Genomic DNA, 24,050 nt, shown 5'->3' with positions numbered 1-24,050 from the left:
TGCATTTGTTATCGTTTTTCAGTCCCAGCCGTCTGCACTGTCTTCCCAGGAGTCTTCACCACCAATTTCCAGTTCTTCTGTTTCTACATTCTCCTGCGAAGTTACCGTGCTGTTTTCTGCCGCCTGCTTATCAGTACCTGCTTCTGTATTTCCCTGTACCGTGTTCTCAGTTTCCGTTGTCTTCTGCTGTGCGGTCTGTGCTTCTGTTTCTTTAGATGTTTCCGTTTCCTGTGCTGTCTCCGCTGTCATTTCCTGTTTTACTGTCTCCATCTGCTGTGCCTGGCCCTTCTTCTTACATCCAACACACATGCATAATATCGCAACAACCAATAATGTATATACTGCTTTTCTTTTCATTTTATCACCTTTTTCAACTTTACTTCAAATGGGGATGCCACAAATGACATCCCCATTCATTTACTTATTCGTTTTTAATTCCATCCTGGTCCAAAATCGTCACCTGTTTCAAGCTCTGATTCGCCACCTGGTGATGTCATTATTACATCCGTAGTCAGAATTGAAATCTCTTCTAATTCTGGTTCTTCATAATATTTTTTCATTTTTCATGTCCTTTCTTATTCAAAACTATTAATTTGTGGATATTCTGATATTTCTGAATACATTGTATAGGTAGTATATCCATCTGTATAAGTAACATAGGATCTACCGTACCACTGTTCATTTTTTCCACATGCTAATTTTGCTTCATAAGTACCATTATTTGCTTTTCCTTTTGCAATAGATGTCTTTGTTCTGGAAGCTTTTTTTACAAAAGCGTTCTGATTATTTTCATATTTTCTCCATCCCGTTGCATCTGTAATTACAATTCCATGTTCAATAACTTTGTACATCGTTGGAACCATTCTTTTTCCAATAAAGGAAAGTTTTCCAATAGAAGTATTATACTTTGAATTGCAGAAAAGATTAACTTCTTCTTGTGTTCTTGCTCCTGTAGTATAAGTCAACGTCATATCACCAATTGCAAAGAATTTGTAACTTCTATTTGTGCAAACAGTCTTAGTTTTGTATACCCATCCTGCAAATTGTTCTTCTGCAGTATTTACTTCATTGCTAATAGTTACTGTTACATCTGCAAAAAGCGGTACATAAATCCACTTTTCTCCTGTATCACTTCCTTCATTTTCTTTAGCATCAGCTTTAATTGTAATCTTATCTTCATTCGGAACAGAAACTTTATAAAGCTGTACCAAATTCTTCATAGCTTCGCGAACATTTGTTTCGGCTTGTGTTATTGTTTCTTCTGTATTTGGATAATTTGCCTTAATTTCAGCAACCACTTTTGCCAGTTCCATTCTGGATGCTTTTGTATATTTTTCTACAAGTAGCGACATACTGCCAGCTTCCTCCAACAAAGCATTCAATGTATCCGTTGAAGGTGTTTCATTCACAACTACCGTACAAGTTGCACTCTTAGTTGTATCTGCATTAGGCTTTGCAGTAATAGTAACTTCTCCGCCTTCATTTGTTACCTGAAGTGCTGTGATTTCTCCTGTTGTCTCATTTACAGAAACAACTTCTGGATTACTGCTCTCCCATACTACACTTGTATCAATACCTACTGTACCTGCTGTATCTGTTACCGTAGCTGTCAGCTGCTTTTTATCACCTTTATTCATACTTACATATGTATCGCTTAATGCAATAGATACTTCATTCACTTTTGCAAACATTGCAGTATATGTATGATTGCCGTCCATCTGTACCGTTGGATTCTGCTCTTCAATTTCAGAAACAACAGCACCATCCTGATCCGTCACAATCCATTTAACAAATTTACAATTTTCAGCCGGAGTTGCTGTTAACTGTGTATCTACTATAAAATCCTGAATTGTTTTTGTTCTGGAAGATGTTGCAGTTCCCATATTAGCATCTGCTGACTGTACCAGTCCAGAAACATCTTTGATCTGTTTCTTCGATTTTTCTGCTCCTTCATAGAACTTAATTTTTGTTGCCGTTACCCAACCACTATCATACGAAGATGTAAACCGTAAACGTACATGTGTTGCTTCAACAGGATATGGAAGCACAATTTCCTGTTCATTAGGAGTCGGATCTAATGTTCCACTTGCTGCAACCACAAAATCTTCATCTGTTACTTCTCCACTAGTCTTATTGGCTACAAGCACCTGATAATCTTTTCCTGCACCTGAAGTATTATTGGCCGGAGCAGTTCTTTTTTTGTATGTGATTTTCTGAACATTTTTGCTTACAACTGCATTTGTATCATCCGTAAATTTCATCTGAATATAAAGAGGATTGCTTTCACTTGCCTGTCCCTGATGATTCTCGTCAGTATTATTTCCAGACCAGTTTGTATGCCACCATCTTGCATCATTATCATCAAATGCCCAAGATGCCGGACCATCTGTATTAGAACCACTTGGATGATAAGAATTTGCACTTGCATTGGACGCTAAAACTGAAATTTCTGTCAATGGTAGCAAATCTTTCTTTGTAAATCTTGCTGTCAGATTCATATCTCTTGTTGCAGTAACCTGATATGATGTTAAATTGCTCACTACTGTACCACTTTCATTCACCCAACCAGTAAAAATTGTAGAATCCGATGGCGTTGCTGTATAAATAACCGGAGTTCCGGAAGCCACTGTAATAGAATCATGTCCAGATCCATGCAGAACATCCACTTTTGCTGTACCCTCATCAGGATTTTGATTTGTCACTGTTGCTGTAACTTTTGATACATCATCAGGAATCGTCACAAGACGCATCTCTCGTGCCTTAACAAAGTAGTTGTCTTGTCCTCCAGTTATGGCACCATACGTTTCTAATCCTGTAAATTTCACGTCTGTTACATTTTCAACTGGTGTAAACAATACCTCATTTTGTGTATCTGCACTTGACCATACATTTGTATCAGATGTACGATACACTTCCGTATAAGTGTCACCATTATCAGTACTCACCTCAACTTTTGCACGTTTTACCTGTCCGTTTTTTGCTCCATCAGAGTCTGTTTTATATAATACTCCAGCTACCTTTTGAGCCTCAGTCAATTTAAAATTGATCCAGTTTTCTCCCTTTGTAATACAATTATAGTTCCATTTCGTATGCCAAAGAGTATTCATATTATTATCCAATACCGCTGTACCTGGATAATCTGGCTGAACTGACCCTACCGTAACTGTTACATTTTTATTATCTCCGTCTGTCACAAGATCAATGTTCTGATATCCCTGGTTTGAACTTGTCAAGATATCATTTTCCATAGCTGATACATGAAAACCAGATACCGGAATACTTGACAATACCATAGCCACAGCTAATGACTGTGCTAAAATTTTTTTCAATTTCATATTCTTTCTCCTTTTCTTAATTGTACTTTCCAAAACATATTGCAATTTTTTTATAACCACTCTCCTTTTCATTGCATACGTGTTTTTAACAAAACTTTATACAATATAATATCATTTTTATTCTTAAAATTCAATACGATTCTTTTCGTTTTATAAATTTTTAGTGACCTTTTTAGTAACAGTTCAGCCTTTCGGCCGAACATGTCAGAGACATTCTATTTCTTTTACTGTTCCAAATTCACATCTTCCGGCAACTCCGTAAGTCTCCTGGCTTCTTTCTCATCAAACCCTTCCCGGCACAAATTCCTGTATACCAGTATTTTGCCTTCGATTTTGCCTTCAATTTTTCCCTCTGTTCTTCCTTCACTCCTGCCAATCTCGATTCCCTTGGCAATGCCCATTTGTTCTAACCTTTCTGCCACATCACACATACTGTGCACTCCTTCCTTCTTTTTCCTGAAAATTTTCTCATAACGTCTATCTCCTGTCATGACCTGCAAAAGTTTCAGCACTTCATCCACATGCCTGATCTCTGTTGGATCATCCGGTATATAATCTTTGTTTTTTCTTTTCTGTACAAAAAAATTTGCCACCACTTTGAAGTCACTGTGGAAGTGACTGATCTGCTCTTCCGTCAGCCATTCAACCTCAAAGACATGCATCTGATAATCATTCACATAGGTATCAAGACATCTTTGGATTTCCATCAGTTCTTTGATTTTTTGTTTGTGTTTATTATATTTGTGTATGTGATGTGTGTCAATCTTTTTGTTTCTTTTCTTGAAAACATCCAAATTAAAAGTTACCTCTTTTCCACAGTAAAAGACACGAAAAAGTATTTGTTCTTCTTCGTGTCTTTTTGCTTTACATATATTTCTTTTTTTCTCTTCCTGATGCCTTGCTTTCACAAAGCTGCTTCTTGCAGTTTGGGGATGCAAGAAGCCAAATTAGTATGAATGAATTGCTTGTTATTCAGCTTTTTTATTATAACAAAGTTTCTCTGCGTTTTCAATAGTTTTCCGGCAATATTTTTCTTTCTTTTTCGTGTTTTTTTCTACACAATGCTCTCCTGCTATGATTTTTGTGATATACCGTATTTCAACTGTACAGAGTTTCAAGATAAAATAATCCCTGTAATCATCTTTTTGTTTAGATATTCTTCACGGTTGCGATATCGATCAGGGTCAGTTTCTTGATATCGGTGTTCTCCAGGCTGGTCACGAGCGCTCTGGCGGTGTCCATGGCGGTCAGGACGTTAACGCCTGTCTCGATGGCTGTCCTGCGGATGAGGAATCCGTCTCTGGAGTGCTCTACGCCCTGGGACGGGGTATCGATGACAAGGTCGATCTTGTGGCCGAGGATCAGGTCGAGGAGGTTCGGTGACTCCTGCTCGATCTTGTTGGTGCGGATCGCATTTACGCCTGCTTCCTGCAGTACTTTTGCGGTGCCGCGTGTTGCGTAGATGCGGTATCCGATCTTCTCGAATCTTCTGGCGATCTCGATTCCTTCTTCTTTGTCGGCATCTTTCAGTGTCATGATCATATTTTTATGCTTCGGCAGTTTGATGCCGGCACCGATAAATGCTTTGTAGAGTGCTTCGTTGAAGGTCTTTGCGATACCGAGGCATTCTCCGGTGGACTTCATTTCCGGGCCGAGGCTGATGTCAGCACCGCGGATCTTCTCGAAGGAGAATACCGGCATTTTGATCGCGATATAGTCTGCTTCCGGTGCAAGTCCGGTCGGATAGCCGAGTTCTTTTAATTTTTTGCCGAGGATCACTCTGGTTGCCAGCGGTACGATTGGGATTCCGGTCACTTTGCTGATGTACGGTACGGTACGGCTGGAACGTGGGTTTACTTCGATGACATATACGTCTTCGCCGCAGACGATGAACTGGATGTTGATCAGTCCGATGACATGCAGGGACTGTGCCAGTTTTCTGGTGTAGTCTACGATCGTTGCTTTTACGTGGTCATCAAGGCTCTGTGCCGGATACACGGAAATACTGTCTCCGGAATGGATTCCGGCACGTTCGATATGCTCCATGATACCAGGGATCAGGATGTCTTCGCCGTCGCATACGGCATCGACTTCGATCTCTTTTCCGACCAGATATTTATCTACCAGGATCGGGTGTTCCTGTGCGATCCGGTTGATGATGCCGATGAATTCATCTACATCTTCGTCGTTGATCGCAATCTGCATGCCCTGTCCGCCAAGTACATAGGATGGGCGGACGAGTACCGGGTAGCCGAGTTCGTTGGCTGCTTTTTTTGCTTCTTCTGCGGTAAATACGGTGTGGCCTGACGGTCTTGGGATGCCGCATTTCTCCAGAATCTCATCGAACAGTTCACGGTCTTCGGCTGCATCGACGTTCTCTGCGGATGTTCCGAGGATCGGCACGCCCATCTTCATCAGGGCTTCTGTCAGTTTAATCGCAGTCTGTCCGCCGAACTGCACTACGGCTCCGTCCGGTTTTTCGAGGTTTACGATGCTCTCTACGTCTTCCGGTGTCAGTGGCTCGAAATACAGTTTGTCTGCGATGTCGAAGTCGGTACTTACGGTTTCCGGGTTGTTGTTGATGATGATGGTCTCGTATCCTTCTTTTGCAAATGCCCAGGTACAGTGTACGGAGCAGAAGTCAAACTCGATACCCTGGCCGATACGGATCGGACCGGAACCAAGGACGAGGACTTTTTTGCGGTCGTTTGTCTCGATGGCTTCGTTTTCGCTGCCGAATACAGAATAGTAGTACGGTGTCTCTGCGGCAAACTCTGCGGCACAGGTATCTACCATTTTGTAGGCTGCTGTGATGCCGTTTGCATAACGCATGTCTTTGATCTCTTCTTCGGTCTTTCCGGTCAGGCGTGCGATCACGTTGTCCGGGAATTCGATGCGTTTTGCTTCTCTTAATAATTCTGCCGTCAGTGGCTGTGTCTTCAGGGCTGTTTCCATCTCTGTTAAGATGCACAGTTTGTCGATGAACCATTTGTCGATCTTGGTGATCTCATGAATCTTATCATAGGAAAATCCTCTTCTGAGTGCTTCTGCGATCACCCAGATACGGCGGTCATCGACTACAGCAAGCTGTCCGATCAGTTCCTCATCATCCAGGTGTGTGAAATCGTAAGACATCAGACAGTCTACGTGCTGCTCCAGGGAGCGGATGGCTTTCATCAGGGCTCCTTCGAAGTTGTCGCAGATGCTCATGACCTCGCCGGTTGCTTTCATCTGCGTGGTCAGTGTTCTCTTGGCACTGATAAATTTATCGAACGGCAGACGCGGAATCTTGACAACACAGTAGTCCAGCATTGGCTCAAAACTTGCATACGTTTTGCCTGTGATGGCATTTTTGATCTCATCCAGTGTGTAGCCCAGTGCGATCTTTGCGGCAACTTTTGCGATCGGGTAGCCGGTTGCTTTGGATGCCAGTGCGGAGGAACGGGATACACGAGGGTTTACTTCGATCACGCAGTATTCGAAGCTTTCCGGGTTCAGGGCGTACTGTACGTTGCATCCGCCGGTGATGTTCAGCTCGCTGATGATGTTCAGGGCGGAGGTACGCAGCATCTGATATTCTTTATCGCCAAGGGTCTGGGAAGGTGCTACGACGATACTGTCTCCGGTGTGCACGCCGACCGGGTCGATGTTTTCCATGTTGCAGACGGTGATGCAGTTGCCGGCACTATCCCGCATGACTTCGTACTCGATCTCTTTCCATCCGGCGATGCAGCGTTCTACCAGAACCTGTCCTACTCGTGACAGACGCAGACCATTTTCGAGGATTTCTACGAGTTCTTCGTAGTTATGGGCGATTCCGCCGCCGCTTCCGCCGAGGGTGTATGCCGGACGCAGTACTACCGGGTATCCGATGATCTTGGTAAATTCTATACCGTCTTCTACGTTTTCTACGACACGGGATGCTGCGATCGGCTCACCGATCTTTTCCATGGTCTGTTTGAATTCCAGGCGGTCTTCTGCTTTTTTGATGGTCTGGGAAGTGGTTCCGATCAGACGTACGTTATTCTCACGTAAGAATCCGGCTTCTTCGAGCTCCATGGCAAGGTTCAGTCCTGCCTGTCCGCCAAGGGTCGGCAGTACGCTGTCCGGTTTTTCTTTCAGGATCAGCTGCTCTACGACTTCTACGGTCAGAGGCTCGATGTATACACGGTCTGCGATATCTTTGTCGGTCATGATCGTTGCCGGGTTTGAGTTCAGAAGTACGACTTCGATGCCTTCTTCTTTCAGGGAACGGCACGCCTGTGTTCCTGCATAGTCAAATTCTGCTGCCTGTCCGATGACAATAGGACCGGAGCCGATCACAAGTACTTTTTTAATATCTGGATTCTTTGGCATTATTCTGACACCTCCATCATTTTCATAAAGCGGTCAAACAGGTAACCGGAATCTAATGGTCCCGGGCATGCTTCCGGGTGGAACTGTACCGTGAAAATATTTTTCCCGGTGTAGGACAGTCCTTCGTTTGTACCGTCGTTTACATTGACAAATGCCGGTACTGCTACGGACGGATCCAGTTTATCGGTATCTACCACATAGCCATGGTTCTGGGAGGAAATGTATACACGGCCGGTCTGCAGATCTTTGACCGGGTGGTTGCCGCCGCGGTGTCCGTATTTCATTTTGTGCGTATCCGCACCGGTTGCCAGTGCCATCAGCTGATGTCCGAGGCAGATTGCAAAGATCGGGATATCGGTATTGTACAGTTTGCGGATCTCTTCAATAATGGAAGTACATTCTTTTGGATCTCCAGGTCCGTTGGAAAGCATGATGCCGTCCGGATTGGATGCTATGATCTCTTCTGCTGTGGTCAGTGCCGGATATACGGTCACTTCGCAACCACGTCTGTTCAGATTGCGGGCGATGTTTCTCTTTGCACCGAGGTCAAGAAGTGCTACTTTCGGTCCATTTCCTTCCAGGACGTATTTCTCTGTGCAAGTCACTTTTTCTACCACTTTGCCTGTATTATATGCTGCGATCTTCGGAAGAACCTCACTTAAATCTTCATATTCGCAGGTGGTGATCATGCCATTCATGGTTCCCTTTTCTCTCAGGATCTTGGTCAGTGCTCTTGTATCGATCCCGGCAATACCAGGAATGTCGTGTTTTTCCAGAAATTCCTGAATCGTTCCTTCACAGCGGAAATTGCTCGGCATTCTGGAAAGTTCGCGAACAATGTATCCGTCCGGCCATGGCTTTGCGGATTCCATATCTTCGTAACAGATGCCATAGTTTCCAATCAGCGGATAAGTCATCACAACGGCCTGTCCTGCATAAGATGGATCAGTCAGCACCTCCAGATATCCGGTCATGGATGTGTTAAATACGATCTCGCTGATGATTTCTTTTGTCGATCCGATACTTTTTCCAGTGAAAACAGTACCGTCCTCCAGAATCAAATATGCTTTCATTCGTCTTCCCCTTTCGCGTTTAATCCAATGGTTATTGTATCTTTGTCCGTACCCCGGACTCTAAAAAAGGGTACGTAATAGTAAGTCCCTACTACGCCCCCCTCAGCCCTGGATACATAAATGCTCAAATTGTTAAGATTCTACCACAAGATAATCAAGATTGCAAGTACTTGTTTGCGAATTTTTATGCATTTTTATGATTAGTTATACAAATAATGTCAGGTTCAAAAGCCTGAAAGCACGATGTGTCGGCACAGAAGTTGTTTTCTGGCATCTTTTCCGTTCTTCTGCATATACTTTTTCAAGGGAATTTTTGAGGTGTTCTATGGCTACCGGAAAATTACAGATACAGGTTACTTCCCAGCTGCGTGCTGCTCCCGTGGAGGATGCCGTGATTGATATTTCAAGCACCGGGGAACCGGATCAGATCCTGGAAGAAGTCAGAACGGACAGTGTCGGACAAACGGATACGTTGGAGCTGGAGGCTCCGCCGGAGGAATACAGTTTAAGTCCCGGCGAAATGCAGCCTTACTCGGAGTACAATTTCCGCATTACGGCTCCGGGCTATGAGCCGCTTACGATCTCCGGTGCGGAAATCCTCGCAAATCAGCTGGCTTTGCAGGATATCCGGCTGAAACCGCTCGCCGGCCCGGAAGCATATGACAATGTCGTGATCCCGGCTCACACGCTCTATGGCGATTATCCGCCAAAAATCGCAGAGGCGGAGATCAAACCTCTCTCGCAGAGCGGCGAGATCGTCCTAAGCCGCGTGGTGATCCCGGAATTTATCGTGGTGCATGACGGTGCCCCGACGGACAGCACTGCGGGCGATTATTATGTGCGTTACCGCGATTATATCAAAAATGTGGCTTCCAGCGAAATCTATGCCACCTGGCCGAAGGCCGCCATCCGTGCCAATGTGCTGGCGATTATGTCGTTTACCTTAAACCGTGTATACACGGAATGGTACCGCAATAAAGGATTTGATTTTACGATCACGTCCTCGACGGCATTTGACCACAAATGGATCTACAGCCGAAATATTTTTGAGAGTATTTCGGAGGTTGTGGATGAGCTTTTTGCCGATTATTTATCCCGCCCGAACGTCAAACAGCCGATCCTGACGCAGTACTGCGACGGCAAACGGGTCAGCTGTCCGAACTGGATGTCACAGTGGGGTTCAAAGTCTCTGGCAGATCAGGGATACACAGCCACAGAAATCCTCCGCTACTACTATGGTGACAACATCTACATCAATTCAGCGGAGGAGATTTCCGGGATTCCTTCTTCCTGGCCTGGATACGATCTCGACATCGGGGCAACCGGGCCGAAAGTGGAGCAGATGCAGGAACAGTTAAATGCGATTTCAAATAATTATCCTCTGATCCCGCGGATCGCCGTAGATGGTATTTACGGAGAAGATACACAGAAGGCGGTGGAAGTTTTTCAGGATATTTTCAATCTTCCGGTGACCGGTATTGTGGACTATCGCACCTGGTATAAAATCCAGGAGATCTATGTCGGCGTGACCCGCATCGCAGAGCTTCGTTAAATATCTAAAAAAGCAGGTCAGACTGTGCATTCTCATCCTGATGAGTGCACATCTGACCTTGCTTTATAATCTACTGATCCGCCGGAAGATAACCGAAATGGCGAAGTGCAAAGCTCACGCCTTCTTCTTCGATCGGCCTGGTCACGTAATCTGCCACTTCTTTGAGCTTATCCACAGCATTTCCCATGGCGATGCCGTTTCCTGCCTTCTCTATCATTTCGTAATCGTTCATGCTGTCTCCAAATGCCACGATGTCAGACCAGTCTTTCTGGTAATAGTCCAGAAGTGCCTGGATGCCGTTTGCCTTGGAAACTTCTTTTGTGATGACATCTGCCCCTCTGCGGTCGGCAAAAAGCGGCGTCTTGATTTCCGGAAATGCTTCCCGGAGCAGATCGGTACCTTTTGGATCGCCAAAGTATGCCAGTCCGTAAAACGGGTGTGTCAGAAGGTTGGACTCGTCTATGTACTCGCGGTCTCCGTCTCCGAAAATCCGCTTTTCATGCTCGATCAGCACTTCTTTGTTGACATAGCAGCCGTATTTGCCGATGTTCATGCCGATGCAGAGATGATGCTCACGGCAGAACTCCATCATGCGGGCGATCAGCTTCGGATCCATGAAGACTTCCCGGATCTTTTTTTCGCCTACGGTTACTTTCTGGCCGTTGCTGTGGACGATTGCATCCGGCTGAAGCTGTTTTTTGTATGCTTTGCTGAATTCACTGTCCATATCGCGACCGGTTGCGACAGCTACCACATGACCTTCTTTTTTCAGTGCTTCCAGATCCTTAAGCACTTTTTCGGAAATGTGAAAAGTCTTGTGATCCAGAAGTGTCATATCTAAATCAAAACAAAATATTTTAGAGCACATTTTTTAAGATTTCTTCCTGTCTTTCTTTGACTGAAGTCTCGCGGATCTTCTTACGCAGCGGCAGAACACATGCCGGTGATACAGACAGTTCGTCGATGCCCATTGCCAGGAATGCTTCTGTCATCTCCATATCTGCCCCGAGTTCTCCGCAGATACCAATCCAGATGCCGTTCTTATGTGCATTGTCTGCTGCCATTTTGATCAGACGCAGCAGACCTTTGTGATGCGGATAATAGAATCCCTCCAGGTTTGCATTCTGTCTGTCTACAGCGGTTGTATACTGTGTCAGGTCGTTTGTTCCGACGCTGAAGAAATCGACTTCTTTTGCCAGATCATCGCTGATCATGGCTGCTGCCGGTGTCTCGATCATAATACCAAGCTGGATCTCTTTGTTGTACGGGATGCCACTTGCATCTAATTCTGCCATAACACTCTTTACGATCTCTTTGATCTGCAGTACTTCTTCCAGTGCCACGATCATCGGGAACATGATGGCAATGTTTCCAAATGCAGATGCACGCAGCAGAGCACGCAGCTGTGTACGGAAAATATCCTGCTGTTTCAGGCAGATACGGATCGCACGGTAACCCATTGCCGGATTTTCTTCGTGAGGCAGGTTGAAGTAATCAATCTGCTTGTCTGCTCCGATATCCAGTGTACGGATGATGACCTGTTTCTGTCCCATCGTCTCAGCCACATATTTATATACTTTAAACTGTTCTTCTTCCGTCGGGAAATTGTCATTTTCCAGATACAGAAACTCGCTTCGGAACAGTCCGATGCCTGCTGCATCATTTTTGATCACAGCTCCGATATCAGATGCATTTCCGATATTGGCATACAGTTTTACTTTCTGTCCATCCAAAGATACGGTCTCTTTGCCGCGGAACTGCTGCAGAAGCTCCTGCTGTGCCAGATACTCCTGTTTCTTTGCCTGATATTCTTTCATGGTCTCTTCATCCGGCTCGATAATCAGGCATCCGTTTGCTCCATCCACGATGGCTTCTTTTCCTTCGTATTTCTCATCCAGTGCATCACCGATACCGATGATTGCCGGGATGTTCATCGTCTTTGCAAGAATTGCGGTATGGGAGTTCGTAGAACCGCCCTGTGTCACAAAAGACAATACCATGTCCTTATTAAGCTGTACAGTCTCGCTTGGTGCCAGATCGTCTGATGCAAGAATGACCGGCTTGTCCGTTACCAGTCCGCTCTCACCTGCTCCGGTAAGGATTTTCACTACACGGGCTGAAATATCTTTTACGTCAGCTGCACGCTCTCTCATATAGTCATCATCCATGGAAGCAAACATCTGTGAGAAATTGTCTCCGGTAACGCTGACTGCATATTCTGCATTTACAGACTGTGTCTGGATCATGTTTTCGATTGCTTCTACATAGTCCAGATCTTCCAGCATGAACTGATGTGTCTGGAAAAGCATGGCATTGCTCTCGCCAACTTCAGAAACGGCTTTGTCATACAGTTCACCGAGTTCTTCAATTGCTTTTGCTTTTGCATTTTCGAAACGCTGGATCTCAGCCTGCGGATCTTCTACTTTTTTTCGCTGTACTACACCGGAATCTCTCTTAAAGAAAGCGATCTCTCCAATTGCGATCCCACCAAAAACACCTTTTCCCTGTAACGTAATCATTAAGTTTCCTCCTCACTTATTTTACTTATGTAATGCTCAGTAACTTCGCAATTACAATTTTTCTTATGAAACACCTGTAATGGCCCGGCAGCAAGTGCTTCGGCCTGCACCGGATCATTACAGACATTTTTTTATTTAGATGCTGTTTCTGTCTCGGTTTCTGCTGTTGTCTCTGCCAGTGTACCGTCTGCATTTTTTACAACGGCATTTTTCTCAAGGATCTTCACTGCTTCATCCTGCAGAATACTTGCCATGATCGTGCTCTTACCATACTGGCTGATAAATGCATCCACATCTGTAGATCCCATCTGTGCTGCGTATTCGCTTGCTTTTTCCTGGAATTTTTCATCGGAAATCTCAACGCCTTCTGTCTCTGCGATCGCACGCAGTACCATTTCCTGGCCAAGGCTCTGTTTTACGGTTTCTGTCATTTGCTTTACAAATTCTTCTTCCGTCATACCTACCTGCTGTTTCAGGAAATCTGCATATTCCATGCCATACTGATCTGCGTAGGATTTATAATAGGAGGTAACCTGCTCCAGCTGATAATCGATCATTTCCTGCGGATAATCGTTTACGGTTGCATTCTGGTATGCAAGTGCTACCAGATCATTGAGTTCCTGGTTGTGCTGGTTTTCTTTTTTCGTCTTCTCCAGGTCTTCTTTTATATAGTTGTTGTATGCTTCTACTGTTTTGTATTCATTATTGGAAATTTCCGCTGCAAGCTCATCTGTCAGCTTTGGTGCACGTTTTACGGAATTGATCTTAACGGTAAATACAACTTCTTTGCCTGCCAGGTCGGTGGAACTGTAATCTTCCGGGAAAGTCAGGTTCAGATCTACGGTATCTCCGATCTTTTTGCCAATCAGTCCGTCTTCAAAGCCGTCGATGAAACTGCCGGAGCCGATCGTCAGGTCGTAGCCTTTTGCTGTGCCTCCGTCAAATGCTTTTCCGTTTAATTTTCCTTCGTAGTCGATGTTTGCCACATCGCCGTTTTCTACAGTACCTTCTTTGATCTCTTCGGATTTGTCGTTGTTGTTTAAGTTTGTCTCAACCTGCTGCTCGACTTCTTCGTCTGTGACATCGGTGGATGCCAGTGTTACTTCCAGTCCTTTGTAGTCTCCCAGTTTGACATAATCCAGTGCTTTGTAGTCCGGGCGTTCTGCTGCTTCTGTTGCTGCTTCACTCTCAGATGAGCTGTCTGCAGTTGTCTCAGAAGACGCATCCGATGCTGCTTCGGTTGTGGTGTCTGTATCTTTTGTCGTGTTTCCTGAACATCCTGTCACGGTGATCGCCATGCCAAGAAGCAGGGCTGCGATTACTTTTCTTTTCATTGTAGTTGTTTCTCCTTTCAGATCTTGCGTCGCTTTACATTTCCGGTACCGGTGTCGGTCTTGATTTATCAAAGACTTCTCCGGCATCAAAAAGATCTTCCAGCATTTCCGGATTATAATACATACGGTAGCCGTCCAGATTTCTTCTTCCCTGACGCATATAATTTTCTCCAAACTGTACCCAGTACTGCGTGGAATCTACATTACAGTAAATATCAAATCCCATGCTCTTAAGATAAGCGAATTTTTCGTTATCTGATGTGTATGGCTGCCAGTCGCCAAGGTCGGAACCAAAGGCAAAAATGATCACATTGGTGTCTCCGACAAGCGGTTTTACATAGTCCAGCCATTTCTGTGTATCGGTCTGCAGTCTTTCAAGACTTGCTTCGCCAACATTGATATGTCCCCATGTATGACTTGCAAACTCCCATCCTTCTTCTTTCATGGCATCTGCCACTTTTTTCGCCTGCTGTCTTTCCTTTTTCCAGGCTGCTTTGTCGAAATCCGGGTTCTCTTCGAAGAATTTCTCCTGGTACTCATCCAGGTCTTTTCTTGTCTTGTATGCGATATCGGTGCGATAACCGAGTATACCGTTGTATCCGGTCAGAGCAATGATTCCCTTATGTCCGTGATAGGAGAAATCCGGATGCTCTTCCACAAAGCGATCGATCAGAGGCACCATATCGTAATCGCCTACTGATATACTTCCGTCATCTTCTTTATATTCATTTTTAATATCGCCATTTTCATCCACGATCAGCTTCGTTGCCATGCCATCACCATCCATATAATGATAGTAACTGACATCGTCCTGTGAAAGGACAAATGCCTTTTTGCCCGGCGGAAGCATGATCTTGCCCGGTGATACGGTACCATCTTCATTGACCGTACACATATCATGCAGACTTACCATCACATATCCTTTGTCATACATAGACTGTGTGATCTTGTTGAACTCATCGATGGTAGTCATAACCTGATTATATCCGGCTTCTTTGGAATCACCATCAAATGCTTTCGAGGTGTCATATATTAATGTATGATAAAATACATGCGTCACCTGGTCAAGTGGATATTCTACAAGCTCCGATTTTGCCTGCTCGTACTCTGCCACTTTATCCTGCATATCCTGACTGTCTGCGAAATCAGAAGATGCCTTTAAAAGCTCAATTGCACCGTCATAATCATACTGTGCTGCCTTTAACTCTGCCTGAGACATGATATCGTCTTCTTTTTTCTGTGCCTGTGTTTCTGTCTCGGCTGCACTCTCTGTGCCTGCGGTATCTGCCGTACTCTCACTTTCAGCACTGGTCGCTGCCTGCTCCCGGTTGTCCCGGAGCTTTTTCTTTTCAAGCATATCTTTCCCAAGAAATGCACACAGGCCAAGGATGATGAACAGAAGAATGACTATGATCATCCTCCCTATAAACATCTGTCGCCTTTTTCTTTTTTTGCGGGCATCCGCTCGCTCCTTTTTTTCACTTTCGTTCATATTCCCCTCCACACTGGTGATAAATTCGCCCTTCAGGCTGCTTTCTCATGTTTTTACGGGTTCCAAAGTCATACTCTGGCCACCTTGCATTATTATGATTCCACGGATTGCTCCGCATTTCATGCTCTCGCAATCCTGAAAACATTCGAAATCCGTCCTGGCGGACTACTTTCTCATGTTTTTACGGGCTCCATAGACATAAAACTGTATGCAAGCATACATTTTATGTCCATTGATCCCTCGAATCATAATAATATCACATCTATAATAGAAATTACCACCCTAAATTGATGATATTCATAAAATTGTAATTATTCGGTACCGCTTCTTGCACTTTCTGCAAATAAATGGTACAATATTGAAATATATGAACTTATTTAGGAGGGTGTACTATGTCTACATTTTGGAATGTCCTCATTGTAATTCTGCTCGTGCTGGTAATCGCACTTGCACTTCTTTATTACTTTGGACAGAAAGCACAGAAAAAACAGGCCGCACAACAGGAACAGCTCGAAGCGACTCGTCAGGTCGTCTCTATGCTTATTATTGATAAGAAACGCCTCAAACTAAAGGAATCCGGTCTTCCTCAGATCGTCATCGATCAGACACCGTGGTATATGCGTCGTACGAAGATCCCGGTTGTCAAAGCAAAGATCGGTCCTAAGATCCAGACGCTGATCAGCGAAACAACTATTTTTGATTCTATTCCGGTAAAGAAAGAGATCAAGGCTGTTGTCAGCGGTATCTACATAACTGAGATCAAGAGTGTCCGCGGCGGACGAGTTGAGGCACCGCAGCAGAAAAAGAGCCTGCGTGTCCGTCTTTCCGAAAAGCTTCTTCGCAAGTCAAAAGAGCTCAATGCATCTGCTGCCGAAGATTCCAAGGGAAAGAAAAAGAAGAAATAAAAACTTTCAAGTGCATGCATATCGAGAGATATGGATGCACTTTTTATTTGGAATTCGCACAGATGCTGATGCTGCAGTCTGCAATATACTCACTGTTGATCTCCAGTGCGTATTTTACCTGCACATCAATGCTGTCTTCTTTTTCGCTGACATCCAGATGTGTTGCGGAGATCCCGACCAGGAATCTTCCAAATGGGGTGTCGTAATAAGATTCGCTTTTTTTGTCTTTTTCGAACACCATGTGCACGTTTGTCATCCCGCGTCTGGTCAGTTCCAGACTGCCGTTTTCGATTTTCAGAAGATTGCGGATCACTTCATTGGAATCTTCCTGTACTTCATCGTACTTGATATAATGGCGGCCGTCTTTTTCAAAGTAGCTGCCGGAAGTGATCACTTCCATCTCTTCACTGTTTTCTTCTCCATCCGGAAATTGTACACCGCTGATGCGGAGCATTATATCTTTTGTCATTTAGTACTCCTCTATGCTGATCTTCTTTGTGGTATTTACATCAAATGGCAGAATCGAATCTGCAAATCTCATAAATTTATCTGCCTGGTCGCTGACATAAAACTGATATTTACGTGCTTCTTCCTGAGACTGGATGTTTGTCAGTCCTTTTTCTGCAAGAAGCTGTTTCAGCTCACGTGCAGTCTCATAAGCCGGATTGACCAGTGTCACCTTTTCTCCGACAATTTCACGCAGTGTGGAACGCAGAAGCGGATAGTGGGTGCATCCAAGGATCAGGGTATCGATGTCCTGCTCCATCAGTTCCCGCAGATATCTGCCCGCAACTTCAAATGTCACCGAGTCTTTCAGCCATCCTTCTTCTACGAGCGGTACAAACAGCGGACATGCCTTGCCGATCACCTGGATCTGCGGGTCCTGTCTGGTGATATAAGAAGAATAAATTCCCGAATTTATTGTTGCTTCTGTGGCGATGACACCGATCTTTTTGTTGTGGGTTGCCTCGCATGCTACTTTCGCTCCCGGCTTTACTACACCAATGATCGGAATATCCAGTTCTTTTTCCACATCTTCCAGTGCATAGGCACTTGCCGTATTGCAGGCGATCACGATCGCTTTGACATCCTGTGTTTTTAAAAAGCGGATGATCTGTCTGGAATAACGCAGCACCGTATCTTTTGATTTTGTTCCATAAGGAACACGGGCTGTGTCCCCGAAATATACGATATTCTCTTCCGGCAGGTTTCGCATGATCTCACGAGCCACCGTAAGACCGCCAACGCCGGAATCAAAAACTCCTACCGGAGCATTACATCTGTCACTCATAAATTATTTTCCTCCGAATTAATCCCTTATATTTTACGTCGAACCCCTGTAAATTGCAAGCAGTCCTTTCCCTGCTCAGAAAAAGACCGGTGTTTTCCCGTCAAATGCATAGGCAACCGGTTCTTCTTTTGCAAAGACCGTCTTGCCGTTCGTCCCTTCTGTGATCTCTTCTTTGACAGAGACAAGCTCTTCCTGCGGAACCAGAGTCTCGACGGTCACTTTGTCCGTATACTGAGAATCTGTGATCAGAAGCCCTCTCTGTCCGAGCAGATACTGGATCTTACCGATCCCGGAATAATCGGTTTCCATCGCCAGCAGAAAGCCTTTTTTCTTTTCGAGTACGGTGCTGGCCGCAAGCCCTGCCTGTACAGATTTTGAATACGCACGGACAAGCCCGCCTGTTCCAAGCAGTGTTCCGCCGAAATAACGTGTCACCACAACGGCTGTGTTGTGGATGCCCTCTCCGAGCAGCACGTCCAGCATCGGATGACCTGCTGTTCCTGCCGGTTCCCCGTCATCACTGCTTCTCTGTATTTCATTATGTTCCCCGATCACAAATGCAGAACAGTTATGTCTGGCATCCCAGTATTTCTTTTTCATCTCTGCAATAAATGCAGATGCTTCCTCCTCCGAGTCCACCGGCTTTACGGTCGCGATAAAACGTGATTTTTTCTCAACGATCTCGCCCTCTCCGCCGCAATAGACAATTTTATATTCTTTCATATGCCAAAACCCTCCGATTAAAATTCCAGAATTCGGTAATACTTATGCTATCTTACCAGAGTCCCCCAAAAGAAGCAACAGCAGAAATCCTCCTTTGCTCTTTCTTTCCTCAAAGTTGTGTGATAAAATACTAAGATGCCAGGGTCAAAAGCCTGAAACCACGATGTGCTTGCACAGGAGTGGTTTTATGGCTTAATGACCCGCCCAAATATGAGCATAAAAGTGGAGCGTAAGCTTCACGATATGCGAATGTTGGGTAGGATTGTGAAAGTACGCAGTACGGAACAATCCGTATGGCATCATGGGTTCCGTTAAATCATGAGAAAGCAGCCATTTTTCGCTGAAAAATGAGCAAATTTTGAATGATTTTGTAGCACATCCTGCTTTTTAAACGTTATCGTTTTTACATAGCAAAACTTACTGTCTTTTTTCGGAGGTATTTTATATGAATTTTGACAAAAACCACGTTGCCCGCAAGAAGAGCATTCCAACGGGAACCAGGATCTTCAGGCGTATTTCGCTTACGGCTCTGAAGATTTTTCTGGTACTTCTGCTGTTTTGCGTCATCCTTGGCACGGCGGCCGGTGTCGGCATGATCAAAGGGCTGATCGCCAGTGCCCCTAACATCGATTCTCTCTCGGTTGCACCGGCAGAATCGGCCACCTACATCTATAACACCGGCAATAAACCGGTCCAGAAGCTTGCCGAATCAACTTCCAACCGTATTCTTGTGAAGCTGGATCAGATCCCGGAGGATCTGCAGCATGCGATCGTTGCCGTCGAGGATGAGCGTTTTTACAAGCATCACGGCATCGATATCCAGGGTATCGCCCGTGCCGCGGTGATCGGCATCACCAGTGGGGATTTCTCAGAGGGTGCCAGTACGATCACGCAGCAGCTGATCAAGAATAATGTTTTTACGGACTGGGTGACGCAGACGGCTCTTTCTCAGAAGCTGCGTCGTAAGTTCCAGGAGCAGTATCTGGCTCTGCAGCTGGAGAAAAAGATGTCGAAGGACCAGATTTTGCAGGATTATCTGAACACGATCAACTTAGGTGCCAGCTCGTACGGCGTACAGGCTGCTGCCAAACGCTATTTTAATAAAGATGTATCTCAGCTGAATCTCTCGGAATCTACGGTCATTGCCGGCATTACACAGAATCCGACGCTGTACAATCCGATCATCAATCCGGATGAGAATGCAAAGCGACGCAAGATCATTCTTCAGAAAATGGTCGATCAGGGCTATATCAGCGAACAGCAGCAGCAGGATGCCCTTGCGGACGATGTGTATTCCCGTATCCAGAAAACGGCTCAGGAGACGGACGAGGTTTCTATTTACAGTTACTATACGGACGCTCTGATCGAACAGGTCATGGATGACCTTGTGGAAGTCAAGGGATACACCAGACAGCAGGCTTACAAAGCTGTTTACTCCGGCGGTCTGAAGATTTATTCCAATCAGGATGAAGAGATTCAAAAAATCTGTGATGAGGAGTTTGCCAACCCGGAGAATTATCCTTCGGTGACGCTGATCGGTCTCGATTATGCTCTGAGTATCCAGAAATCCGACGGCGAGATTATCAATTACAGCAGTGAAATGCTCCGCAGCTGGTTCCAGAAACAGGACAGCTCTTTTAACATGATGTTTGACGATGAGGAATCTGCAAAAGCTGCCGCAGAGACTTACAAAAACGCCATGGTTGAAAAAGGCGATACTGTGCTTGGCGAGCGTGTTTCTCTTGTTCCGCAGCCACAGGCCTCTGTCGTGATCATCGACAATGAGACCGGATATGTGAAGGCGATCGTCGGCGGACGTGGCGAAAAGGAAGCCAGCCTGACGCTGAACCGTGCCACGGAAACCCGCAGACAGCCTGGTTCGACTTTTAAGATCGTCAGCACATACGCTCCGGCTCTTGATGCCGAAAATATGACGCTTGCTACGGTATTCGACAATGCACCTTACAATTACACAAACGGTGTCCCGGTCAATAACTGGGCAGGTAAAAATGCTTACACCGGACTGACTACGATCCGTCAGGCGATCGCAGGTTCAATTAACGTAGTAGCAGTCAAATGTCTGACCGAGATCACACCGCGGCTTGGTTTTGAGTATGCCGAAGCTCTCGGCATCAGCACACTTTACGATGATGAAAATCTGGACGTACGCCAGCCGCTGGCTCTTGGCGGTATCACGGACGGTGTCGTAAACATCGAGCTGTGCGATGCCTATGCAACGATCGCTAACGGCGGCAAATACAACGAAGCGAAGTTTTATTCCCGTATCGAGGATTCCGAAGGAAAAGTGATCATTGACAACACTCCGGAAGAAAAGACGGTTTTAAAGGACAGCACCGCTTTCCTGCTGACACAGGCGATGATGGATGTTGTAAAAGCCGGCGGAACAGCCTCCGATGTCAGCCTCGGCGAGATGCCGATTGCCGGCAAGACCGGTACGACTTCGGACGACCGTGATATCTGGTTTGCCGCATACAGCCCGTATTATACGTGTACGGTCTGGGGCGGCTATGACAACCACGATACGCTCCCGTCCGGCGATCTTTACCACACGTATCACAAAAAACTGTGGACTGCGATCATGAGCCGCATCCACGAAAATCTTCCGGTCAGACAGTTTGAACAGCCGGACAGTGTGGAAACTGCCTATGTATGTAAGAAATCCGGACTGCTCGCCGTGGATGGTGTCTGCACCGGAGATCCGCGAGGCTCCATGGCTTACACGGAATATTTTGCAAAAGGCACGACACCGACCAAGAGCTGCGATGTGCACACGGCTGTAAAGGTCTGCTCTTCCACCGGACTGCTCCCGACTGCGACCTGTACCACGACAACGAAAATCTTTGTCAAACGACCGGCCGGAAGCGAGGGCACAACGGAAGATTCCGCTTATGCTCCGCCAAGTGCGACCTGCAAAGGTCACAACATCCTGGATAAGATCACGGATATCCTGAATCCGAAAAAGGATGCGGCAGATATGGATGCCGATGATTCGAAGAAGGATGGTGCGACCACGCCGGGTTCTGATGCAAATTCCGGTTCAACAACTACACCTGACGGCAATTCCGGCTCCGGCGATTCTTCCGGAAGCGGAGGTACCGGCTCTGGCACAGGTTCCGGCTCCGGCGGCAGCACTTCCGGCGGTGGCTCCGGCGGAGACTCCGGAGGCACCACGGCTCCGGGCGGAGATGACATCCTGGAGATCATTCCATAAAAGCATCTGCTCTGGTGTTCAAAGCATGTGTTGTCTGAATCTTAAAATTTCATTTGGATACAAAAAATTCCATGAGGATATTACTTAAATCAAGTAAATTCTCATGGAATTTTTATTTATCTCAATCGGAGAAGACTCTCACTTCTGCAAGTATTGCGGTGCTGACTGCCGTTGTTTTATTACAGCATCAGTTTTGCTGCACCGTAGATACCGGCATCATTGCCCAGTGTTGCCAGTGCAAATTTTGCATCTTTGCAGGATGGAAATGCATATTTTTTGTAATATTTCTCGATATAATCAAAGAGTATCTTTCCGGCTTTGGAGACGCCGCCGCCGATTACAAATACCTGCGGATCTACCACACCTGCGATGTTTGCACATGCAAGACCGAGGTATCTGCCGAATTCTTCTGCGATTTCCTGTGCAACTGCATCGCCTGCTTTTACGGCATCAAAGACGCTTTTTGCACTGACTTCTCCGTCACGCAGAACGGAAGGGGTATCGCAGGATGCCAGCTTTTTGTTTGCCAGATATACAACACCTGTTGCAGATGCAACCTGTTCCAGACATCCGGTGTTGCCACAGTTGCATGGTTTGTCAACGCTGTCGGTTACATGGATATGTCCGATCTCACCGCCGGCTCCGTTGCTTCCGGTTACGATCTTGCCATTGATGATGATGCCGCCGCCGACACCGGTTCCAAGTGTCACCATAACAACATTGTGATAGCCGACTGCTCCGCCTTTCCACATTTCGCCGAGTGCTGCCACGTTTGCATCGTTTCCGACGCGTACCGCAAGACCTGTCTTTTCGGAAAGCTCTTTGGAAAGTGGTACAAATCCCCAGTGCAGATTGACGGCTACCGGAACGTTGCCTTCTTCATCTGCCGGTCCCGGTACACCAACGCCTGCTCCGACGATCTCTTCTTTGTCCAGACCTTTTTCTGTGATCTTGGCATTCATCGTCTCTGCGATGTCTGCGATGATATTTTCGCCGTTGTTTTCGGTTCTTGTCTTAATTTCCCATTTATCCAGGACTTCTCCGTCTACATTAAAAAGTCCGCATTTTACGGTTGTTCCGCCGATATCGATTCCAAAACAATATTTTTTCATTTCTTCTGCTCCTCTTTTTTCTTTGCAAGTGACTTCTGAACACGGTTATAAAGCTCCTGAGCTGCATTGTAACCCATCTTTTTCTGTCTGTGGTTGACAGCAGCAGACTCTACGATCACAGCCAGGCTTCGTCCCGGACGGATCGGAATGGAATGGCATACAACGCGGTTGCCGAGGAACTCGGTGTATTCTTCCTGAAGTCCGAGTCTGTCGTATTCTTTGTCCTTGTCCCACTCTTCTAATTTGATAACCAGGTCAATGGTCTGTGTATTTTTCACGCTCTCCACACCAAATAAGGTCTTGGCATCAATGATACCGATACCGCGAAGCTCGATAAAGTGGCGGGTGATATCCGGAGCACTTCCGACCAGGCTCGCATCGCTGACTTTGCGGATCTCTACGACGTCATCGGATACCAGACGATGGCCTCTCTTGATCAGCTCCAGAGCTGCCTCACTCTTACCGATGCCGCTCTCGCCCATGATCAGGACACCTTCGCCGTATACATCTACCAGCACGCCGTGGATAGAGATACAAGGAGCCAGCTCTACATTCAGCCAGCGGATGATCTCCGCCATAAACGGAGATGTATTTTTCTCTGTGGTAAAGACCGGAATACCGTTCTCTGTGGCGATACGCAGGATATCTTCATCCGGATCCGTTTTTGATGTAAAGATAATGCACGGAACCTTATGGGCACAGAACTGCTCATAGGCATGCACTCTCTGATTTCTCGTCATATGCTCCAGATAAGTAAATTCCACATAACCGACAATCTGTACACGCTCGGATGCGAAATGTTCGAAATATCCGGTCAGCTGCAGTGCCGGTCTGTTGATATCCGGTGTGGTCACCACGATCGATGAAATATCAACATCCGGTGTCAGATTCTTCAGTTCCATGCTTTTTGCAATTTTTGTCAATTCTACACTACTGTTACTGTTCATCTGTTTTTGTCCTTTCCTGTCAGTAAAGCGGACATTCACAATCCGCTTCGCTACTTGCTCATGAACGCACACAACATCGTCAAATTCATGCACGTTCCTTCGATTTCATGCTCTCATTCTATCACATCCGTACACATCATACAAGAAACAAAACAGATTCTGTAAAAAATTGTATACTG

18 protein-coding genes are annotated in these 24,050 nt (G+C 45.7%); 3 read left to right on the top strand and 15 right to left on the bottom strand.

The window, feature by feature from the left end:
• Positions 1–18: 18 nt before the first annotated feature.
• The 6 genes from GPK60_RS11715 to GPK60_RS11695 form a co-directional block, all read right to left on the bottom strand.
• Positions 19–357 (bottom strand): hypothetical protein, encoded by a 339-nt coding sequence (locus tag GPK60_RS11715; RefSeq protein ID WP_215660257.1) that lies wholly within the window; start codon positions 355–357, stop codon positions 19–21.
• A 74-nt stretch (positions 358–431) separates the two neighbouring features.
• Positions 432–560 (bottom strand): hypothetical protein, encoded by a 129-nt coding sequence (locus GPK60_RS15555; RefSeq protein ID WP_276572169.1) that lies wholly within the window; start codon positions 558–560, stop codon positions 432–434.
• Positions 561–575: 15 nt separating this feature from the next.
• Entirely contained in the window at positions 576–3,335 is a 2,760-nt protein-coding gene (locus GPK60_RS11710) for a hypothetical protein (protein ID WP_215660254.1), read from the bottom strand.
• A gap of 224 nt (positions 3,336–3,559) precedes the next feature.
• Positions 3,560–4,042: a hypothetical protein gene (locus GPK60_RS11705; RefSeq protein WP_215660251.1), complete on the bottom strand. Its 483-nt coding sequence runs from the start codon at positions 4,040–4,042 to the stop codon at positions 3,560–3,562.
• Positions 4,043–4,484: 442 nt separating this feature from the next.
• The gene (gene carB / locus GPK60_RS11700; protein ID WP_215660248.1) at positions 4,485–7,691 is read right to left on the bottom strand and encodes a carbamoyl-phosphate synthase large subunit; all 3,207 of its coding nucleotides are present in this window, start codon (positions 7,689–7,691) and stop codon (positions 4,485–4,487) included.
• Entirely contained in the window at positions 7,691–8,764 is a 1,074-nt protein-coding gene (locus GPK60_RS11695; RefSeq protein WP_022119556.1) for a carbamoyl phosphate synthase small subunit, read from the bottom strand. The genes carB and GPK60_RS11695 overlap by 1 nt, the downstream gene beginning before the upstream one ends.
• A 325-nt stretch (positions 8,765–9,089) precedes the next feature.
• Between GPK60_RS11695 and GPK60_RS11690 the strand changes: the two genes are divergently transcribed.
• Complete coding sequence (locus tag GPK60_RS11690; protein ID WP_173866384.1) at positions 9,090–10,316, top strand: peptidoglycan-binding protein; 1,227 nt, start codon at positions 9,090–9,092, stop codon at positions 10,314–10,316.
• Between the two features lie 70 nt (positions 10,317–10,386).
• Here the strand turns inward: GPK60_RS11690 and GPK60_RS11685 are convergent, their stop codons facing one another.
• The 4 genes from GPK60_RS11685 to GPK60_RS11670 form a co-directional block, all read right to left on the bottom strand.
• Entirely contained in the window at positions 10,387–11,184 is a 798-nt protein-coding gene (locus GPK60_RS11685) for an HAD family hydrolase (RefSeq protein ID WP_022119554.1), read from the bottom strand.
• Positions 11,174–12,835 carry a phosphoenolpyruvate--protein phosphotransferase gene (gene ptsP / locus GPK60_RS11680; protein WP_022119553.1) on the bottom strand — a complete coding sequence of 554 codons (1,662 nt, stop codon included), beginning with the start codon at positions 12,833–12,835 and terminating at the stop codon, positions 11,174–11,176. The genes GPK60_RS11685 and ptsP overlap by 11 nt, the downstream gene beginning before the upstream one ends.
• A 131-nt stretch (positions 12,836–12,966) precedes the next feature.
• A complete protein-coding gene (gene tig / locus GPK60_RS11675; protein ID WP_215660245.1) occupies positions 12,967–14,169 on the bottom strand; it encodes a trigger factor in 1,203 nt (400 codons plus the stop codon).
• A gap of 34 nt (positions 14,170–14,203) precedes the next feature.
• A complete protein-coding gene (locus tag GPK60_RS11670) occupies positions 14,204–15,661 on the bottom strand; it encodes a polysaccharide deacetylase family protein (protein WP_022119551.1) in 1,458 nt (485 codons plus the stop codon).
• A gap of 392 nt (positions 15,662–16,053) precedes the next feature.
• Between GPK60_RS11670 and GPK60_RS11665 the strand changes: the two genes are divergently transcribed.
• Entirely contained in the window at positions 16,054–16,566 is a 513-nt protein-coding gene (locus GPK60_RS11665; protein WP_022119550.1) for a hypothetical protein, read from the top strand.
• Between the two features lie 43 nt (positions 16,567–16,609).
• On the opposite strand, the gene GPK60_RS11660 is transcribed toward GPK60_RS11665, so the two are convergent.
• From GPK60_RS11660 to GPK60_RS11650, 3 genes are all read right to left on the bottom strand, one after another.
• Positions 16,610–17,035, bottom strand: a complete 426-nt coding sequence (locus GPK60_RS11660; RefSeq protein WP_022119549.1) for a DUF1934 domain-containing protein — start codon at positions 17,033–17,035, stop codon at positions 16,610–16,612.
• Complete coding sequence (gene murI, locus GPK60_RS11655; protein WP_215660243.1) at positions 17,036–17,857, bottom strand: glutamate racemase; 822 nt, start codon at positions 17,855–17,857, stop codon at positions 17,036–17,038.
• 75 nt (positions 17,858–17,932) lie between these two features.
• Positions 17,933–18,580, bottom strand: coding sequence for a YigZ family protein (locus tag GPK60_RS11650; RefSeq protein ID WP_022119547.1), 648 nt, complete (start codon positions 18,578–18,580; stop codon positions 17,933–17,935).
• 445 nt (positions 18,581–19,025) lie between these two features.
• Here GPK60_RS11650 and GPK60_RS11645 point away from each other — a divergent pair, with 445 nt between their 5' ends.
• Positions 19,026–21,812, top strand: coding sequence for a PBP1A family penicillin-binding protein (locus GPK60_RS11645; protein WP_215660240.1), 2,787 nt, complete (start codon positions 19,026–19,028; stop codon positions 21,810–21,812).
• 179 nt (positions 21,813–21,991) lie between these two features.
• Here GPK60_RS11645 and GPK60_RS11640 read toward each other — a convergent pair whose 3' ends face one another.
• Together GPK60_RS11640 and hprK are read right to left on the bottom strand one after the other, a co-directional pair.
• Positions 21,992–22,924: an ROK family glucokinase gene (locus GPK60_RS11640; RefSeq protein ID WP_215660237.1), complete on the bottom strand. Its 933-nt coding sequence runs from the start codon at positions 22,922–22,924 to the stop codon at positions 21,992–21,994.
• The gene (gene hprK, locus GPK60_RS11635; RefSeq protein WP_147631930.1) at positions 22,921–23,871 is read right to left on the bottom strand and encodes an HPr(Ser) kinase/phosphatase; all 951 of its coding nucleotides are present in this window, start codon (positions 23,869–23,871) and stop codon (positions 22,921–22,923) included. Before hprK ends, GPK60_RS11640 begins: the two co-directional genes overlap by 4 nt.
• Positions 23,872–24,050: the final 179 nt, after the last annotated feature.

The sequence above is a fragment of the Ruminococcus sp. MCC718 genome, assembly GCF_018783905.1.
Taxonomy (GTDB): Bacteria; Bacillota; Clostridia; order Lachnospirales; family Lachnospiraceae; genus Hominisplanchenecus; species Hominisplanchenecus faecis.
The sequence above is the reverse complement of the archived record's forward strand: the minus strand, read 5'-3'. Positions and strand labels throughout refer to the sequence as shown.

Bases quoted from the DNA above. Each gene is read 5' to 3' on its own strand.
- hprK (WP_147631930.1), bottom strand. From the start codon at position 23,871: ATGAACAGTAACAGTAGTGTAGAATTGACAAAAATTGCAAAAAGCATG.
- GPK60_RS11715 (WP_215660257.1), bottom strand. From the start codon at position 357: ATGAAAAGAAAAGCAGTATATACATTATTGGTTGTTGCGATATTATGC.
- GPK60_RS11670 (WP_022119551.1), bottom strand. From the start codon at position 15,661: ATGAACGAAAGTGAAAAAAAGGAGCGAGCGGATGCCCGCAAAAAAAGA.
- GPK60_RS11710 (WP_215660254.1), bottom strand. From the start codon at position 3,335: ATGAAATTGAAAAAAATTTTAGCACAGTCATTAGCTGTGGCTATGGTA.
- GPK60_RS11705 (WP_215660251.1), bottom strand. From the start codon at position 4,042: ATGGAAATCCAAAGATGTCTTGATACCTATGTGAATGATTATCAGATG.
- murI (WP_215660243.1), bottom strand. From the start codon at position 17,857: ATGAGTGACAGATGTAATGCTCCGGTAGGAGTTTTTGATTCCGGCGTT.
- GPK60_RS15555 (WP_276572169.1), bottom strand. From the start codon at position 560: ATGAAAAAATATTATGAAGAACCAGAATTAGAAGAGATTTCAATTCTG.
- GPK60_RS11660 (WP_022119549.1), bottom strand. From the start codon at position 17,035: ATGACAAAAGATATAATGCTCCGCATCAGCGGTGTACAATTTCCGGAT.
- GPK60_RS11690 (WP_173866384.1), top strand. From the start codon at position 9,090: ATGGCTACCGGAAAATTACAGATACAGGTTACTTCCCAGCTGCGTGCT.
- GPK60_RS11645 (WP_215660240.1), top strand. From the start codon at position 19,026: ATGAATTTTGACAAAAACCACGTTGCCCGCAAGAAGAGCATTCCAACG.
- tig (WP_215660245.1), bottom strand. From the start codon at position 14,169: ATGAAAAGAAAAGTAATCGCAGCCCTGCTTCTTGGCATGGCGATCACC.
- carB (WP_215660248.1), bottom strand. From the start codon at position 7,691: ATGCCAAAGAATCCAGATATTAAAAAAGTACTTGTGATCGGCTCCGGT.
- GPK60_RS11685 (WP_022119554.1), bottom strand. From the start codon at position 11,184: ATGTGCTCTAAAATATTTTGTTTTGATTTAGATATGACACTTCTGGAT.
- ptsP (WP_022119553.1), bottom strand. From the start codon at position 12,835: ATGATTACGTTACAGGGAAAAGGTGTTTTTGGTGGGATCGCAATTGGA.
- GPK60_RS11665 (WP_022119550.1), top strand. From the start codon at position 16,054: ATGTCTACATTTTGGAATGTCCTCATTGTAATTCTGCTCGTGCTGGTA.
- GPK60_RS11640 (WP_215660237.1), bottom strand. From the start codon at position 22,924: ATGAAAAAATATTGTTTTGGAATCGATATCGGCGGAACAACCGTAAAA.
- GPK60_RS11650 (WP_022119547.1), bottom strand. From the start codon at position 18,580: ATGAAAGAATATAAAATTGTCTATTGCGGCGGAGAGGGCGAGATCGTT.
- GPK60_RS11695 (WP_022119556.1), bottom strand. From the start codon at position 8,764: ATGAAAGCATATTTGATTCTGGAGGACGGTACTGTTTTCACTGGAAAA.